We start from the raw sequence: 13,406 nt of genomic DNA, 5'->3' as shown, positions 1-13,406 counted from the left end.
GGGCTGGGGTGTGGCCGCCCCCAGGGTGGTGTTCACGGCCCCCTACCGCCCCCCCGTCCACCCCCCCGAGGTCGGTGGGCACGCGTGCCCCGGCACGCTTCGCCACTCACGTGTCAGAGGACCTTGTTCAGGAAGTCCTGGGTACGGGACTGCTGCGGGTCGCCGAAGATCTGCTCCGGAGTTCCCTCCTCCACCACGTAACCGTCGGCCATGAAGATCACCCGGTCGGACACCTCGCGGGCGAAGCCCATCTCGTGCGTCACCACGACCATCGTCATGCCGCCCTTCGCGAGGTCGCGCAGAACCTGCAGCACCTCGCCCACCATCTCGGGGTCCAGAGCGCTGGTCGCCTCGTCGAACAGCATGATGTCCGGGTTCATCGCCAGGGCCCGCGCGATCGCGACGCGCTGCTTCTGCCCACCGGACAGGTTCGCCGGCTTCGCGTCCGCCTTCTCCGCCAACCCGACCTGCTCCAGCAGCCGGACCGCCGTCGCCCGCGCCTCCACCTTGGAGGCCCGCTTGGTCTGCACGGGCGCGAGCATCACGTTCTCGATCGCCGTCATGTGCGGGAACAGGTTGAAGTGCTGGAAGACCATGCCGATGTGCTGACGCACCCGGTCGATGTCGATCTTCTTGTCGCTCACGTCGAACCCGTCGACCACGACGTTGCCGCCTGTGATGTCCTCGAGCCGGTTGAGGCAGCGCAGGAACGTGCTCTTGCCGGAGCCCGACGGTCCGATCACGCAGACCACTTCACCGCTCGCGATGTCGACGTCGATGCCCTTGAGGACCTCGTTGTCGCCGAACGACTTCTTCAGACCCTTCACCCGGATCTTCGGGTCGGCGGTCTCGGCCTTGTTCTGTGTCACCGGTGTCTCGGTCACTTGTTGATCCTCTTCTCGAGCCGGTTCGACAGCTTCGTCAACGCCATGATGATGATGAAATACATCACGCCGATGATCAGCCACATGTTGAAGGACTGGAAGTTGCGGGCGATGATGATTCGCCCGGTCTGAGTGAGCTCGGCGAGCCCGATCACGGACAGGATCGACGTGTCCTTCAGTGTGATCACGAACTGGTTGATGTACGACGGGATCATCGTCCGCACGGCCTGCGGCATCACGACCTTCTGCATCGACTTCAGGTAGCTGATACCGAGGCTCCGCGACGCTTCCATCTGGCCCTTGTCGACGGACAGGATGCCGCCGCGCACGATCTCGGCCATGTACGCGCCGGCGTTGAGGCTCAGCGTGATGATGCCCGCCGTGAACGCCGACATCTGGAAGTCCAGCGCCGCCGGGATGCCGAAGTAGATGAAGAAGGCCTGCACCAGCAGCGGGGTGCCGCGGAACACGTCGACATACGTGGTGCCGATGCCGCGCAGGACGATGTTGGTCGACACCCGGAACAGGCCGAAGATCGCGCCGAGCACGAGAGCGATGGCGATCGAGATCACGGTCAGGACGATCGTGAGCCACAGGCCCTCGAGCAGCAGTGGGTAGGTGCTCTTGATCAGGCCCAGGATCGAATTGTCGTCGTCGGATGCGTCGGCGTTGAGGTAGGTGTCGAGGATCTCGTCGTACTCGCCGCTCGCCTTGACGTTCGCGAGCCCGGTGTTGAACTCCTGCAGGAGCTGCGCGTTCTGGCCCTTGGCGACGGCGAACCCGTAGCTGGCGCCGGGGACCTTCTCGGTGACCGTCTTGAAGCCGTTGCCCTGCTTGATGCCGTACGCGAGGACGGGATAGTCCTCGAACACGGCCACGGAGTTACCCGTGCGGACCTCGTCGAACATGCTCGACGAGTCGGCGAAGTACTTGGTGGTGAAGCCGTACTGGTCCTTGATGGACTCCGCGTACGTGGCGCCCTCGGTGCCGTTCTTGACCGCGACGGACTTGCCGCGCAGGTCCTCGTACGAGGTGATCGAGTCGTTGCTCTCGAGCACGCCCATCTGCACGCCCGACTCGAAGTACGGATCGGAGAAGTCGAACGTCGCCTTGCGGGCGTCCGTGATCGACATGCCGGCGATCATGCCGTTGGCCTGACCGCCCGTGACCGCCTGGAGTGCGGCGTCGAATCCAACAGGGTTGACCTGGTAGGTGAACCCCTGGTCCTCGGCGATGGCGGCGAGGAGGTCCATGTCGATTCCGACGAGCTTGCCGCTCTCGTCCTGGAACTCGAACGGGGCGAACGTGATGTCGGTGGCGATGTTGTAGTTGTTGCCCGGAGCGGGCTCTTGCGCCCCGGCGAGGCCGGGCGCGACGAGTGTGACGAGCAGCGTCAGCGCGGCGATCACCGCGGGCACTCTCGGACGTCTGACGAGTCTCAGAAGTCGATCGGATCTGCTGCGCACGGAACCCCAGCTTTCTCAGTCAGTAGTGCCCGGTCGCTTCCGGGCTTCTTGGTGCATGTCGCAAGATACTGCGTTTTGCACGTGGTCCGGACCAGAAGCGATCCTTCGCGGTGAAGTGAAAACTGTCCCCGATCTCAACCTTTTCGTGATCTCGCACGCAGGTCGTAGCGGCAAAGTTGCCAGACCAACGCCGATTCGTTACCGTACCGTGATCAAACCTTCGCCAGCCTTGGGATTTCATGTGTCGCCTTTAGCCAGAATCAACAACGCCAAATCGCCCCTTCTCTACGTAGTCGTCGCGGCACTGCTCGCGACGCTCGTCGTGGGCGGTGCGCTGGCAGTGGCGCGGCACAAGACCGTCACTCTCGACGTCGACGGCGAGACCATCTCGCTCGGCACGATGGCCTCCGACGTGGGCGGCGCACTCGACGACGCCGGGTATTCCGTCAGCGAGCGTGACGCGGTCGCCCCCGCGGCCGACGCATCGCTCTCCGACGGCGACACCGTGGTGTTGCGGCGTGCCCGCGAGATCGACCTCACCGTCGACGGGCAGCCGAAGACCGTGTGGACCACCGCCCTCACCGTCGACGACGCACTGAAGCAGTTCGAACTCGCCGACGACGTCCACGTCTCGGCGTCCCGCTCCGAGCGCCTGCCGCTGGAGGGCACCGCGCTCGAGGTCGTCAACGCCAAGCTCGTCAAGGTCGCCGACGGCGGCGCACCGCTCACGGACGTCCGTCTGGCAGCCCCCACCGTCGGTGAACTCCTCGCGGCCAACGGCGCCCCGCTCGAGCAGGCCGACACCGTCGTTCCGCCCGCCGACGCCCCCGTCGTCGAAGGCGCGGAGATCCACGTGACCCGCGACCGCACCGAGACCCGCACCGAGACGCTGCCCATCGCACCGCCCGAGAACCGCGTCGAGGATCCCGCGCTGGACAAGGGCAAGACCGTCGTCGAGAACCCCGGAGTTCCCGGCGAGCGCACCGTCACTGCATCCGTGAAGACGGTCAACGGTGTCGAGGCCGGACGCCAGGAGCTCAGCTCGCAGGTGCTCCGCGAGCCCGCGCCGGCGCTGGTCAAGGTCGGTGTGAAGGAACTCGCCATCTCCAACGCCTCCACCTGGGATTCGATCGCGCACTGCGAGGCCACCGGCAACTGGGCCATCAACACCGGCAACGGGTTCTTCGGCGGACTGCAGTTCACCCAGAGCACCTGGGCGGCGTTCGGCGGAACCCAGTACGCCGCCCGCGCCGACCTCGCATCCCGCGAACAGCAGATCTCCGTCGCCGAGAAGGTCCAGGCGGCGCAGGGGTGGGGCGCCTGGCCCGCCTGCACCAGCAAGCTCGGACTCCGCTGACGGCCTGAAGTAAAGGAACACGATGTCGCCCTTCGCGAAGATCAACTCGGCTCGCTCGCCGCTGCTCTACGCCGTGGTGGCCCTGCTTCTCGCCACACTGATCGCCGGCGGAGTGATGGCCGTGGTCCGGCACAAGAACGTCACACTCGACGTGGACGGCGAGACGATCTCGCTGAGCACCATGACCACGAGCGTCGACGCCGCCTTGTCCGACGCCGGGTACTCGATCAGCGACCGCGACGTCGTGGCACCGGAACGCGACGCGACCCTGTCCGACGGCGACACCGTGGTGCTGCGCCGCGCGCGTGAGGTGTCGCTGACGGTGGACGGTCAGCCCAAGACGGTATGGACCACCGCCCTCACCGTCGAGGACGCTCTGAAACAGTTCGAACTCGGCGAGGACGTGCACGTGTCCGCGTCCCGTTCGCAGCGGCTTCCGCTCGACGGTGCGGCCCTCGACGTGCTCAATCCGCTCGTCGTCGAGCTCGCCGACGGCGCGCTGCCGGTCACCGGCGTGCGTATGGCCGCGCCGACGGTCGGGGAGTTCCTCGCCGCACACGGCGCGCCGCTCGAGCAGGCCGACACCGTCGTCCCGGCCGCGGACGCGCCGCTGACCGAGGGCATGGCCGTGACGGTCACCCGCGACCGCACCGAGACGAAGGTCGAGACGTTGCCGCTGGCTCCGGAGGAGCAGCGCATCGAGGACCCGACGATGAACAAGAGCCGCACCGTGGTCGAGAATCCGGGACTGCCCGGCGTCCAGGACGTCACGTTCGCGGTCAACACGGTCAACGGCACCGAAGTCGGACGCAACCAGGTGTCCGCGACGGTGACGACGCCGGCTCAGCCGAAGGTGATCCGCGTCGGCGCGAAGCCGGGCACCGAGGTGCCGCCCGTCGAGAACGGTTCCGTCTGGGACGCCCTCGCGAAGTGCGAGGCCACCGGAAACTGGGCCATCAACACCGGCAACGGGTTCTTCGGCGGCGTCCAGTTCGACCAGAACACGTGGGAGCGTCAGGGCGGCCTCAAGTACGCACAGCGCGCCGACCTCGCCACCCGTGAGGAGCAGATCGCCATCGCGTCGCAGACGCAGAAGACGCAGGGCTGGGGAGCGTGGCCGACGTGTTCGGGCAGGCTCGGCGTGCGTTAAAGTTCGGCTGGTGTCCGAAGCCGAAGTACCCCCCGTCGCTCGAGGTCAGGCCGCACTGCTCGGCCCCGCCGAGGTGCGCGCGTTAGCCGAGGAGTTCGGCGTTCGCCCCACCAAGCAGCTGGGGCAGAACTTCGTGCACGACGCCAACACGGTGCGCCGCATCGTCGCGACCGCGGGCGTGGGACGCGAGGACACGGTCCTCGAGGTCGGTCCCGGGCTCGGTTCGCTGACGTTGGCGCTCCTCGATGTCGTCGACAAGGTGATCGCCGTCGAGATCGACCCCAACCTCGCGGCACGACTCCCGGTCACGGTCGCCGACCGTGCACCCGAACTCGCCGACCGGCTGACCGTGGTCGGCGCGGACGCGATGCGGGTCAAGCCGTCCGAGATTCCCGGTGAACCCACTGCTCTCGTCGCGAATCTGCCGTACAACGTTGCGGTGCCCGTGCTGCTGCACCTGTTCTCCGAACTACCCAGTCTCCGCACCGCTCTGGTGATGGTGCAGGCCGAGGTGGCCGACCGGCTGGCGGCGTCCCCGGGCAGCAAGATCTACGGCGTGCCGAGCGTGAAGGCCAATTTCTTCGGCGCCGTCCGACGCGCGGGCGCCGTCGGGCGAGCGGTGTTCTGGCCGATGCCGAAGGTCGAGTCGGGTCTCGTGCGCATCGACCGGTACGCCGAACCGCCGTGGCCCGTCGACGACGCACACCGCCGCCGCGTGTTCGCCGTCATCGATGCGGCTTTCGCTCAGCGCCGCAAGACTTTACGAGCCGCGCTCGGCGGGTGGGCGGGTTCACCCGCAGAGGCGGAGCGACGACTGCTCGAGGCCGGCATCGCACCGTCCGCCCGCGGTGAGACTCTCGACGCCGCAGCCTTCGTGCGTATCGCCGCCACCCAGCCGTGAGTACTTGTCAACCGCGGGACGTTAAGAAGTACTCACGGGCGGGAATCGTCCCTGGGGGAGACAACCGACCGGATGTGTGGTTCACTATTGGAGGTCGTAAGTTTTGTGTTTGTGTTTCCCACGCTCGCAAATCGATGGTTGCGAGCGTTTGGACGTCCTCCACAGGAATTGTCATAGACGGTCGTGTTCAATGACCCAGGTAACCGAGCCGGTTGCCTGAAGAAGTTACTGTGTTAGAGGAGATTTACATGGCAGAGGGCATCGTGAAGTGGTTCAACTCCGAGAAGGGGTTCGGCTTCATCGCCCCCGAGGATGGCAGCGCTGACGTGTTCGTCCATTACTCGGAGATCCAGAGCGGCGGCTTCCGCACGCTCGAGGAGAACCAGCGCGTTTCGTTCGAGATCGGCCAGGGCAACAAGGGCCCGCAGGCCACCGGCGTCACCCTGATCTGAGAACGGCCATGACTTCCCGGTTCGCCGGGACATGACGTTCGAGCAAGGCCCCACTCGTCAGAGTGGGGCCTTGACTCGTTTCTGTCCGGCTACGCCGACCGCAGGTGAGCGGCTTGATACCCGAGATTCATGGCGCAGACCAGCCAGAGTTGCAGCGCGGAACTCTCCGACGGACCGAACAGCCCGATCACCGCAGCGGCTCCGAGCGCCGCGGCGACGAACAACGTCGCCGTGCCGAGCGCCCGCCGGGGCCTCCACGAGAAGATCACCACACCCGTCACGAAGAGCGCCCACAGCGTGGTGGCGAGGATGGCCGCGGCGACGAACCAGGCCGTCGAATACCTGCTCGGCCACGTCCACGGCTGGGTTCCGTTGTCGAGGGTGCACACGAACGCCAACGAGAACGCCATGATCACCACCGTCGCGCCCCCGAGCGCCAGATGGCCCCCGACGAGCACCTTCCCGACTGTTCCCGTCCCCGCAGGCGCCCGCGCGCGCCCCTCCTCGACAATCGTGTGCTGCATCCCCGACTACCCCGACCTTTCCTTGTCGTCACCTGGTTGGACGCCGCGCAGGACCGTTCGGTTCCACGGATTTTCGGTCCACGGTGACGGCTGAACGGCGTCTCGGTCAGGCGTTACCGTAGCGGTCGGCGAAGAGGCGGTGACGCTCACCCACCCGTCGGCACTCTTCGCGCAGCTCAGGAGGGTCGAGGACGGTGAAGTCGACGCCGAATGCGCTGAGCCAGTTGGCTATCGACGGCACGGAGTCGCCGCCGAGCGCGACTGCGCATCGTCCGTCGGGCATTTCTTCGAGGGTTCCCCAGTCCTCGTGCACCAGGGTCGCCATCTCGTCGATCGACGCGTGCAGCAGCACTCGTGCGCGGATCCGGGTGACGGCCCGGTTGATTCCGCGTGCGACGAATTCGGCGGCGCCCCCGGGCGGTAGTTCGCGGGGCGCGAATCGCGGTCCCGTCGGGATCTTGGGTGTCAGGCGGTCCACCCGGAACGACCGCCAGTCCGCGCGCGTGAGGTCCCAGGCGACGAGGTACCAGCGCAGCCCGGAGCGGACGAGCCGGTACGGCTCCACTTCACGCCGGCTCTCGGCGCCGTCATGGGTGCGGTAGTCGAACCGGAGTCGTTCGTGGTTGTGGCACACCGAGGCGACGGCCGACAGGACCTGCGCGTCGACGGCGCTCTTCGCGGGCTCGCGGTGAACCACGTCGACCTGCAGTGCCTCGAGGCGGTGCCGCAGACGGGACGGCATCACCTGCCGGAGTTTGGTGAGCGCACGCATCGACGCCTCCCCGATGCCGACCACGGAGCCGGTCGCGCCGGATTGCAGGCCGAGTGCGACGGCCAAGACTTCTTCGTCGTCGAGCAGCAGGGGCGGCATTTCCGCGCCCGCGCCGAGTTGGTAACCACCGCCCACCCCGACCGTCGCGTCGACGGGGTACCCGAGGTCGCGGAGTTTCTCCACGTCTCGCCGGACCGTGCGTGGGGTGATGCCGAGCCGGTCGGCGAGTTCTGCCCCGGACCAGTCCTTTCGGGTCTGGAGCAGGGATAGCAGCCGGAGGAGTCGTGCCGAAGTTTCCCGCATGCGTTTCAGGATGCCATCGATAGAGGACATCTCCGGTCCTCTATCGACGGCGGGTAACGGTAAGTAACGATTTTCCCACCAGCCCCACGAGTGTCACTACACTGGCGCCGACGCTCCACGGACCATCGCATGTGTACTTCGTGAAAATCCGACGGAAAGGTCTCAGCGTGACGCAGTTTCGTGTTCGGCCCATTTCTTCAGCAGTCAGGGCGCTGCTCGCCACCGTCATGACCGCCGCCTTCTGCCTGGCTCTGGCGGTCTCGACCACCGCGACGGCGTCCGCCTCGGCCGCCGACCTCTTCAACAGCGCGCAGGGCAGATTCGCGGCAGGTGACACCCATGGCGCCCTCGCAGACATCGGTGGCGCCGTCGCCGGAGAACCCGGCGACACCAATGCGCTGGCGTTGCAGGCCATCTACGCCGATGCCGCAGGCGACCTGATCACCCGGGAGGCCGCGCTCGCCCGGCTGGGCGCGATGGACGGTGGGATGCGCGCCGGCGTCGACGGGATGCTGAACGCGATCAGAATTGCTTCGTTCACGCCCCCGAACCCACTTCCGGCCATCCAGGGTCCGTCCACCGCCATCATCGTCCTCGGCTTCGGACTGCTTCCCGACGGCGCGATGCGACCGGAATTGATCAACCGCCTGCAGGCCGCGCTCGTCCAGTCGTGGGCCTCGCCGTTGTCGCCGATCATCGTCACCGGCGGCAACCCGCAGAACGGCATCACCGAGGCGGCCGCGATGCAGGGATGGTTGCAGTCGCACGGTGTCCCGGCGCAACGCATCCACCCCGAGCACCGTGCCGGATCGACGGTGGGTAACGCACTCAACTCGGTTCCGCTCGCGCGCTCGCTCGGTGCGGGCGGCGCGATCATCGTGACATCGGCCAACCATATCCGCAGGGCTACGGTCGATTTCAACGTCGCCGGACTGCCGGTGGTCGGGGCGATGAGCGCGATCACCAGTGCCGGTCAGCTGATCGCCGAAGTCATGCCCCTGACCAAGGATCAGCAACTCGGCATGTACCGCGACGCGATCAGGGTGTTCGGCATCCCCGCCGGTTACTGACGCGACTCGTACTCGGCCACGACCGGCGGCTGTTCGAAGGGATCCGCAGTGCCGGGGGTGAGCTTTCCATCGACGGCGTCCAGCATCTGCTGCTTGTCGAGCTGGCCTTCCCAGTTGGAGACGACGAACGTCGCGACACAGTTGCCGAGAAGATTCACGAACACCCGCATCGAGTCCATGATCCGGTCGGCACCCAGCAGCACCGCGACCGCCGCGACGGGGAAGATCCCGAGCGCGGTCGCGGTCGCCGACAGCGCGAGGAACGACGATCCGGGTACGCCTGCCATGCCTTTCGACGTGAGGAGCAGGATGAACAGCGCGCCGAGCTGGTCGGCGACGGACAGGTCGTGGCCGGTGGCCTGGGCGAGGAACAGCGTGGCGATGGACAGGTAGATCGCGGCCCCGTCGAGGTTGAAAGAGTATCCGGTCGGCACCACGAGCCCGGTCGCGGCCTGCGAGTTTCCGGCGCCGACGAGTTTGGTCATGATGCGGGGAAGCACTGCCTCGGACGAGGCGGTGCCCAGCGCGAGACCGAACTCCTCTTTGGTGTATCGAATGAATTTGAAGATGTTCAGCCCCACGGCGAACTTCGCGATGAGCGCGAGGACGAGGACGAACAGGGCTCCGGCGAGGTAGCAGCAGGCGATGAGCTTGGCGAAGCTGCCGAGGGTGGAGATTCCGTACTGGCCGATGATGAACGCCATCGCGCCGAATGCGCCGATCGGGGCGAGCCGCATGATCCAGCCGATGATGATGAAGACGATGTGGCTGAGGTGGTCGACGAATTCGAGGACCAGTGGGGGACCGTGCTCGCCGTACTTGGCCAGCGCGATGCCGAAGAGCACCGCGAAGAAGAGGACCTGCAGCAGTATGTTGTCGGCGAACGCTCCCACCACGCTGGTGGGGACGATGTCCATGAGGAATTCGACCGCGCCCGGGAGTTCGCCACCGGCCGTCTTCTCCGCGATCTGCTCGGTGCCGTCGGCGAGGGTGGCCGGGTCGATGTCGAATCCGGCGCCGGGCTCGACGATGTTGCCTATCACCAGCCCGAACAGAAGCGCGAACCCGGTGACGGCGGTGAAGTAGATCAGCGCCTTGACGCCGATCCGTCCGACGGCCCTGACGTCGCCCACCTTGGCGATTCCGGTCACGACCACCGTGAAGATCAACGGTGCAATGAGCATCTTGATCAGCTTGACGAACGTGTCGCCGATCGGTTTGAGCTCCGATCCCACCGTCGGCCACAACCAGCCGAGAGTGATGCCGCCGACGATTCCGACGAGGAGCTGGACGAACAGGTTGGTGTACCAGGGCGATCGCGTCCCGGTCGTCGACGCGTCGCCGCCGGGTGGGGGATGGGCGGCAGTGGAAATGGCCATGGGGAAACGCTAGGAAGGCGCTGTGACGGGTTCGTGTCACAAATGTTTCCGCGGTGAGAACGGCGGCCGTTCCGGGCGTGGGCGGTGCCACACTGCAGTTCGTGGCAGTATTGCGACGCACCGACCGCAGGAGGACACATGCGCTTGTCGCCCCACGAGCAGGAGCGTCTGCTCCTGAGCTACGCCGCGGAACTCGCGCGCAGGCGCCGGCAACGCGGCCTCGTGTTGAACCACCCGGAGGCGGTGGCCCTCATCACGGATCACATCCTCGAGGGGGCCCGCGACGGCCGGTCGGTGGCGGAGCTGATGGTGTCCGGTCGCGAGGTGCTGACCCGGTCCGACGTGATGGAAGGCGTCCCGGAGATGCTGCACGACGTGCAGGTGGAGGCCACGTTCCCGGACGGCACCAAGCTCGTCACCGTCCACGATCCGATTGTGTAGGGGTGACCGTGATTCCAGGTGAAGTCTTGTGCGCCGAGGGCGTGATCGAGCTCAACGAGGGTTCTCCCCGCACCGAACTCGAGGTGGTCAACACCGGGGACCGTCCGGTCCAGGTCGGGAGCCATGTCCATTTTCCGCAGGCCAACCACGCCCTGCAGTTCGACCGTTCCGCCGCCCACGGGCTGCGGCTGGACATCCCCGCGGGCACTGCGGTGCGCTTCGAACCGGGTATCGCGCAGACGATTTCACTCGTGCCTCTGCGCGGGACCCGTGAAGTGCACGGGCTGAGCCTCACTCCTCCAGGAAAGCTGGACGCGTCATGACCGAACTCAGCCGCGCACGCTACGCCGAGCTGTTCGGACCCACGACGGGCGACCGGATCCGGCTCGCCGACACCGACCTTCTGATCGAGATCACCGAGGACCGCAGCGGCGGTCCGGGACTGGCCGGCGACGAAGCGGTGTTCGGTGGCGGAAAAGTGTTGCGCGAGTCCATGGGCCAGGGTCGCGCGACCCGCGCCGAAGGCGCGCCCGACACGGTGATCACCGGCGTGGTGGTCGTCGATCACTGGGGAATCATCAAGGCGGACGTCGGCATTCGGGACGGACGCATCGTCGCGCTCGGCAAGGCGGGCAACCCCGACACGATGTCGGGGATCCACCCCGATCTGGTGGTGGGTCCGTCCACCGAGATCATCGCCGGGAACGGCAAGATCCTCACGGCCGGCGGTATCGACTGCCACGTGCACTTCATCTGCCCACAGATCATGGACGAGGCGCTGGGCGGCGGCATCACGACGATGATCGGCGGCGGCACCGGCCCCGCCGAGGGCAGCAAGGCCACCACCGTCACCCCCGGTTCGTGGCACACCGCCCGGATGCTGGAGGCACTCGACGGCTGGCCGATGAACATCGCGCTGCTCGGCAAGGGCAACACGGTCAGCTCCGAGTCGATGTGGGAGCAGTTGCGCGGCGGCGTCTCCGGATTCAAGCTGCACGAGGACTGGGGTTCGACTCCGGCGGCCATCGACGCGTGCCTCACCGTCGCGGACGCTGCGGGAGTGCAGGTGGCCCTCCACTCGGACACGTTGAACGAGGCCGGTTTCGTCGAGGACACTCTCGCGGCCATCGCCGGACGCGCGATCCACGCCTATCACACGGAGGGTGCGGGCGGCGGCCACGCGCCGGACATCATCACGGTGGCCGCGCACGCGAACGTCCTGCCGAGTTCGACCAACCCGACCCGGCCGCACACGGTCAACACACTCGATGAGCATCTCGACATGCTCATGGTGTGCCATCACCTGAGCCCGAAGATCCCGGAGGATCTGGCGTTCGCGGAGAGCCGCATCCGGCCGTCCACCATCGCGGCGGAGGATCTGCTCCACGACCTCGGCGCCATCTCCATGATCGGCAGCGACTCGCAGGCGATGGGACGCATCGGCGAGGTCGTGCTGCGCACGTGGCAGACGGCGCACGTGATGAAGCGCAGGCGGGGTTTCCTGGCCGGCGACAACGGCGCCGACAACCAGCGCGTCCAGCGCTACGTGGCGAAGTACACGATCTGCCCCGCCGTCGCGCACGGGTTGGAGGACGAAATCGGGTCGGTCGAGGTCGGCAAACTCGCAGACCTGGTGCTGTGGGATCCGGCGTTCTTCGGTGTGCGGCCGCACGCGGTGATCAAAGGCGGGATGATCGCCTGGGCCGCGATGGGAGATGCCAACGCGTCCATACCGACTCCGCAGCCGGTGCTTCCGCGGCCGATGTTCGGGGCGGCGCCCAAGGCGGCGGCCGCCACGTCCGTGCATTTCGTCGCTCCGCACGCCCTCGAGGACGGACTGGCCGATCGGCTGGACCTGAGCCGTCGGCTCGTGCCGGTCGCGAACGTGCGGTCGCGGGGCAAGGCCGACATGCCCCGCAACGACGCGCAGCCGCGGATCGAGGTGGACCCGGACACGTTCACGGTCCGCATCGACGGCGACGTGTGGGAAGAGCAGCCGGCGGCGGAACTCCCGATGGCCCAGCGATACTTTCTGTTCTGATGCGTCTCGCTCACCTGATGTCCCTCGCCGACTCGAGGCTGCCCACGGGCGGTCACGTGCATTCGGGCGGCATCGAGGAGGCCGTCGCCAGCGGCGTCGTCCGCGACGTCGCCACGATGGAGGCGTTCCTGCGTCGCCGGATACGGACCGCCGGCCTCGTCGGGGGATCGATCACCGCGGCGGTGTGCGCCGGCCGGCTCACCGCCGAACACGGCGACGCCGAGATGGATGCGCGAACCCCGTCTCCGGCGGCGCGGTCGTCGTCGCGGGCGCAGGGCAGAGGTCTGCTGCGGCTGGCCCGCACCACGTGGCCGGAGCACGACTGGTCGCCGGTCGGGGCGCGTCCGCACCTGCCCGTGGTCTCGGGGGTGGTCGGATCCGTCACCGCGGTCGAACCCCGGGAGGCGGCGCTGGTTTTCGTCTACACCACCATGACCGGGTCCGCGATCGCCGCGCAGCGTCTGCTCGCACTCGACCCTGCGCAGGTCGCCGCGTGCACGTTCGCGTTGTCCGACCTGTGCGACGACATCGCCGACCGATGCGTGACCGGACTGTCGAGCGTGTCCGACCCCTTCATGGATGTCGTCGCCGAGCGGCACGTTCTACGGGACCGCCCCCTGTTCGTGTCGTGACACTCAGCTGTACCCCAGTAAGGAGAGATCAACC

At 67.1% G+C, this 13,406-nt stretch carries 14 protein-coding genes; 9 read left to right on the top strand and 5 right to left on the bottom strand.

The genetic code is table 11. The features are described from left to right. Positions 1-113 precede the first annotated feature (113 nt). Positions 114-884 (bottom strand): amino acid ABC transporter ATP-binding protein, encoded by a 771-nt coding sequence (locus ACFVJ3_RS06810; RefSeq protein WP_378451348.1) that lies wholly within the window; start codon positions 882-884, stop codon positions 114-116. Beyond that, complete coding sequence (locus ACFVJ3_RS06805; protein WP_378451347.1) at positions 881-2,350, bottom strand: amino acid ABC transporter substrate-binding protein/permease; 1,470 nt, start codon at positions 2,348-2,350, stop codon at positions 881-883. The genes ACFVJ3_RS06810 and ACFVJ3_RS06805 overlap by 4 nt, the downstream gene beginning before the upstream one ends. 241 nt (positions 2,351-2,591) lie before the next feature. Between ACFVJ3_RS06805 and ACFVJ3_RS06800 the strand changes: the two genes are divergently transcribed. The 4 genes from ACFVJ3_RS06800 (at position 2,592) to ACFVJ3_RS06785 (ending at position 6,210) form a co-directional block, all read left to right on the top strand. Beyond that, a complete protein-coding gene (locus tag ACFVJ3_RS06800; protein ID WP_378451346.1) occupies positions 2,592-3,707 on the top strand; it encodes a transglycosylase family protein in 1,116 nt (371 codons plus the stop codon). 22 nt (positions 3,708-3,729) lie between these two features. Next, a complete protein-coding gene (locus tag ACFVJ3_RS06795) occupies positions 3,730-4,857 on the top strand; it encodes a transglycosylase family protein (protein ID WP_378451345.1) in 1,128 nt (375 codons plus the stop codon). 10 nt (positions 4,858-4,867) lie between these two features. Then, positions 4,868-5,758 (top strand): 16S rRNA (adenine(1518)-N(6)/adenine(1519)-N(6))-dimethyltransferase RsmA, encoded by an 891-nt coding sequence (gene rsmA / locus ACFVJ3_RS06790; RefSeq protein WP_378451344.1) that lies wholly within the window; start codon positions 4,868-4,870, stop codon positions 5,756-5,758. A 248-nt stretch (positions 5,759-6,006) separates the two neighbouring features. Further along, positions 6,007-6,210: a cold-shock protein gene (locus ACFVJ3_RS06785; protein WP_005255446.1), complete on the top strand. Its 204-nt coding sequence runs from the start codon at positions 6,007-6,009 to the stop codon at positions 6,208-6,210. A gap of 89 nt (positions 6,211-6,299) precedes the next feature. Here the strand turns inward: ACFVJ3_RS06785 and ACFVJ3_RS06780 are convergent, their stop codons facing one another. Next, a complete protein-coding gene (locus ACFVJ3_RS06780) occupies positions 6,300-6,734 on the bottom strand; it encodes a hypothetical protein (RefSeq protein WP_378451343.1) in 435 nt (144 codons plus the stop codon). 106 nt (positions 6,735-6,840) lie between these two features. Further along, entirely contained in the window at positions 6,841-7,809 is a 969-nt protein-coding gene (locus ACFVJ3_RS06775; protein WP_378451524.1) for a helix-turn-helix transcriptional regulator, read from the bottom strand. A gap of 227 nt (positions 7,810-8,036) precedes the next feature. Here ACFVJ3_RS06775 and ACFVJ3_RS06770 point away from each other — a divergent pair, with 227 nt between their 5' ends. Then, positions 8,037-8,879: a YdcF family protein gene (locus ACFVJ3_RS06770; protein ID WP_378451523.1), complete on the top strand. Its 843-nt coding sequence runs from the start codon at positions 8,037-8,039 to the stop codon at positions 8,877-8,879. On the opposite strand, the gene dctA is transcribed toward ACFVJ3_RS06770, so the two are convergent. Then, entirely contained in the window at positions 8,873-10,258 is a 1,386-nt protein-coding gene (gene dctA, locus ACFVJ3_RS06765) for a C4-dicarboxylate transporter DctA (RefSeq protein ID WP_378451342.1), read from the bottom strand. The genes ACFVJ3_RS06770 and dctA overlap by 7 nt on opposite strands. A gap of 138 nt (positions 10,259-10,396) precedes the next feature. On the opposite strand from dctA, the gene ACFVJ3_RS06760 reads away from it, so the two are divergent. Genes ACFVJ3_RS06760 through ACFVJ3_RS06745 form a run of 4 tightly spaced genes read left to right on the top strand, consistent with a single transcriptional unit; the run spans position 10,397 to position 13,372 of the window. Beyond that, on the top strand, positions 10,397-10,699 hold the full coding sequence (locus tag ACFVJ3_RS06760) for an urease subunit gamma (RefSeq protein ID WP_378451341.1): 303 nt from the start codon (positions 10,397-10,399) through the stop codon (positions 10,697-10,699). 8 nt (positions 10,700-10,707) lie between these two features. Next, positions 10,708-11,022 (top strand): urease subunit beta, encoded by a 315-nt coding sequence (locus ACFVJ3_RS06755; RefSeq protein ID WP_073360182.1) that lies wholly within the window; start codon positions 10,708-10,710, stop codon positions 11,020-11,022. Then, entirely contained in the window at positions 11,019-12,740 is a 1,722-nt protein-coding gene (locus tag ACFVJ3_RS06750; protein ID WP_378451340.1) for an urease subunit alpha, read from the top strand. Before ACFVJ3_RS06755 ends, ACFVJ3_RS06750 begins: the two co-directional genes overlap by 4 nt. Then, entirely contained in the window at positions 12,740-13,372 is a 633-nt protein-coding gene (locus tag ACFVJ3_RS06745; protein WP_378451339.1) for an urease accessory protein UreF, read from the top strand. The genes ACFVJ3_RS06750 and ACFVJ3_RS06745 overlap by 1 nt, the downstream gene beginning before the upstream one ends. The last annotated feature ends 34 nt before the right edge of the window (positions 13,373-13,406 follow it).

The organism is Rhodococcus sp. NPDC127593 (assembly GCF_042671975.1).
GTDB lineage: Bacteria > Actinomycetota > Actinomycetes > Mycobacteriales > Mycobacteriaceae > Rhodococcus_F.
This window is presented reverse-complemented; position numbering and strand designations above follow the sequence as displayed.

Coding starts and splice junctions, on each gene's coding strand:
- ACFVJ3_RS06795 (WP_378451345.1), top strand. CDS start 3,730: ATGTCGCCCTTCGCGAAGATCAACTCGGCTCGCTCGCCGCTGCTCTAC.
- ACFVJ3_RS06785 (WP_005255446.1), top strand. CDS start 6,007: ATGGCAGAGGGCATCGTGAAGTGGTTCAACTCCGAGAAGGGGTTCGGC.
- ACFVJ3_RS06780 (WP_378451343.1), bottom strand. CDS start 6,734: ATGCAGCACACGATTGTCGAGGAGGGGCGCGCGCGGGCGCCTGCGGGG.
- ACFVJ3_RS06775 (WP_378451524.1), bottom strand. CDS start 7,809: ATGCGGGAAACTTCGGCACGACTCCTCCGGCTGCTATCCCTGCTCCAG.
- ACFVJ3_RS06770 (WP_378451523.1), top strand. CDS start 8,037: ATGACCGCCGCCTTCTGCCTGGCTCTGGCGGTCTCGACCACCGCGACG.
- dctA (WP_378451342.1), bottom strand. CDS start 10,258: ATGGCCATTTCCACTGCCGCCCATCCCCCACCCGGCGGCGACGCGTCG.
- ACFVJ3_RS06760 (WP_378451341.1), top strand. CDS start 10,397: ATGCGCTTGTCGCCCCACGAGCAGGAGCGTCTGCTCCTGAGCTACGCC.
- ACFVJ3_RS06750 (WP_378451340.1), top strand. CDS start 11,019: ATGACCGAACTCAGCCGCGCACGCTACGCCGAGCTGTTCGGACCCACG.
- ACFVJ3_RS06745 (WP_378451339.1), top strand. CDS start 12,740: ATGCGTCTCGCTCACCTGATGTCCCTCGCCGACTCGAGGCTGCCCACG.